Here is a 2,580-nt window from a genome sequence, read left to right as displayed (position 1 = left end):
GTTGTTGACGGCGATCCGCATGAGTGACTGCCCCTCCTCCAAGGGCACCTCGTGCTTCTCTCCGTCATGTGAGACGAAGGTTACGACTGTCATCGCTGGCTCCTGCATGGTTGTTCGGGTAATAGCTGCTCACAGCATTGCTAACAACGACGACTGCGGCTAGGTTGATTGAGGGCAGAAGCTTGTTAATTTGGCTCAGAAGGCGGGGGCGATGAATCTTGATCGCGAGGGCGTGCCACCGCTCGTGTTCGCGCAGTTACTTGAGAGCCCAGTTCTGGAGCAAGACGCCGTTGCACGGTTTCGCGAGATCATGGATCGTGAGCGAAGCGACGTCGAGTCACTTCTCGCCATCAACGCCCAAGTTCCCCTGCGGTGGATCAGGGAAGCCTTGCCCGACCTCGACGTTGACCAAGCAACGACCCTCGGTTTGGCGTTCGCCCAGCATGCTCATCTGACGTCCTTCGGACCATTAAGCGTCCCACTAGTAAGCGCAGGTTCCGCAGGCGAGATATTGGAATTGCTTGCCTACCTGCCGCTAATAACCCCAGCCCTGAGTGCGCAGTTCTACGCAGGTGGACACGGAGTGTCTGTCGCGCTCAATGGGCAGACGGGCGATCGAGTCCTAGACTCCCTAGTGGTCACCTACTGTGGTGCGGTCCTGCTGAGGCTGCTGAATATACTCGTTGGCGATGCACCAGACATCACACTCTCACTGGGTTGGCCCGCTCCGGAAGGTCTGCCCGTGGATCAGGATTGGTTAGCTGGTCGCCTGGTATTTGACGCTTCACTGTCCATTCTGCATTTTCCCGTTGACGCGGTCAATCACGTCTGCCGGTTCTCTGACCCCGTGGCGTATCGACTCGCTATCAGTGACTTGCAGCGAAGGCTCGACGAGCGGAGTAAAATCGCCTCGTATTCGGACAAGGTGAGACGTCTGATAGAGAAGCGTCCCGCAGATTGTGGAAGTCAGTGGATTGCAGACGAACTCTCCATCTCTACGAGCACACTTAAGCGGCGCCTCTCTGAGGAAGGGATGACCTATCGCGGACTGCGCCAGTCGATCATTCTTGAGTACGCGATTCTTCGTTTACTGGACGGATCTGTGTCCGCGAGCGAGATCGCCACGGACCTCGGATATAGCGACCTCGCCAGCTTTTCACACGCTTTCAAGCACTGGACCGGCCACCCGCCGACGGGGTTCCGTCGTAGGTAGCGCTGCCACTTGGTTGACTCGTACAGGGCAACTGGCAATGCACGGTGCCTTCAGCTTCGCCCTTTCTTTGGGCGTGGCGTTCAATAGCTTCAGGCTCCGCCGACACCCTCGACGTATTCGGGCCTGGTGCTCGCGGCGGTGAGTTTGGCCTAAGCCCTCGAGTTTCTCTGTGACTGCAAAAAGTGTTCAACCTCGACCACGATGAACAGGGCAGTGGCAGTAATAACAGTGCGGCCCTCTGCATCCTCCATCGTGGACTTGAGGTCCAATTTCCGGCCATCGCGAGACCGAACTGCAGCGCGCAGGATGTACGGGGTGTCGAGTAGTGCTGGCGCAAGATACTCGAGCTCGAGACGGCGCGTCACGGCGAGCTCGCCGACCGAATACAGCAAGAAGCCGAAGAGGTCGTCAATCACGGTCGCTACCGCGCCGCCGTGTGCAATGCCCGGTGCCCCGACGTGGCGCTGGTCGAACTGGTGGTGTGCGACGACGCCGTCTCCGTCACGCCGTACCGAGAGGAAGTGACCATTCGGGTTCTCTGGTCCACAGCCAAGGCAGTTGGGGTGGTGGGGAGGAAGCTCGGAGGAACCGGATTCCATGCGCGTGAACGAGGCCACCCAGTTGTCGATATCGGTACCTATCGGCTCGCCGGCCTTGTCGCGAAATGTGTCCATGCCCAGACCTTCCTGTCGATGAAGTTGTACTGGGTGCGATACCTCGGCTTGTGGCGACGGAGATATCGCCGACACCCGCACGTCCGACCCGTGAGCCAACCTTTGACCGGGACGTCCAAGGGGCCCTGAGGCCCGATGCGGGTGGCCTGAGCAACTGGCTGTCGACGGCACGATAGTCAGGTCGACAAGGCCGACTGAGCCGGGACACCTTGTACTGTACGAACATACAGTAAGCGGTACCGACGTATAGTCTAGTTTGGGGTCCGTAGGCTCGACCGCAACTGAAGGGGAACCGCGTGAATCGTTCCGCTCCAGGCGCCGCGGGCCGGGATCTCACTGCCAAGGCGCGCATCCGCAACGCCGCACTGGATCTCTACGCCGCCAACGGCGAGGACGGCACTTCGTTGCGAACCGTGGCAACCGCGGCCGGAGTGACGGTGGGTCTCGTGGTCCATCACTACGGCACAAAGGACGGCCTTCGCGAGGCGGTCGAGCGACTGGTCGTAGAGCATTTCGCTACCGCACTTGCCTCGGTGCCCGTGGACATCCCAGGCGCCGACATCGCCCGGATCCGCAACGACGCGGTTGTCGACATGCTGGTCAGGCGTCCCGAGGTGGTGAACTACCTGCGCCGCGCGTTGCTAGTGGTCCGCATTTGAAGTGTTGTTACGGTTGGCTTTCGCGAGGACTTCC

General features: G+C 60.0%; 2 protein-coding genes and 2 pseudogenes. 2 read left to right on the top strand and 2 right to left on the bottom strand.

Annotation, left to right across the window (positions count from 1 at the left end; all coding sequences use genetic code 11):
- Window positions 1-93 (bottom strand): annotated as a pseudogene (locus tag IY392_RS04225) (2Fe-2S ferredoxin); the annotation flags it as partial.
- A 118-nt stretch (window positions 94-211) separates the two neighbouring features.
- Here IY392_RS04225 and IY392_RS04220 point away from each other — a divergent pair.
- The gene (locus IY392_RS04220) at window positions 212-1,213 is read left to right on the top strand and encodes an AraC family transcriptional regulator (protein WP_031264629.1); all 1,002 of its coding nucleotides are present in this window, start codon (window positions 212-214) and stop codon (window positions 1,211-1,213) included.
- Window positions 1,214-1,362: 149 nt separating this feature from the next.
- Here the strand turns inward: IY392_RS04220 and IY392_RS04215 are convergent, their stop codons facing one another.
- Window positions 1,363-1,887, bottom strand: a complete 525-nt coding sequence (locus IY392_RS04215) for a PaaI family thioesterase (RefSeq protein WP_017836045.1) — start codon at window positions 1,885-1,887, stop codon at window positions 1,363-1,365.
- A 296-nt stretch (window positions 1,888-2,183) separates the two neighbouring features.
- Between IY392_RS04215 and IY392_RS04210 the strand changes: the two are divergent.
- Window positions 2,184-2,531, top strand: a pseudogene (locus IY392_RS04210) (TetR/AcrR family transcriptional regulator); the annotation flags it as partial.
- Window positions 2,532-2,580: the final 49 nt, after the last annotated feature.

The organism is Dietzia sp. SYD-A1, assembly GCF_015356725.1.
Lineage (GTDB): Bacteria > Actinomycetota > Actinomycetes > Mycobacteriales > Mycobacteriaceae > Dietzia.
Note: the sequence above shows the minus strand (reverse complement) of the source record. Positions and strands in the feature narration are given on the sequence as shown.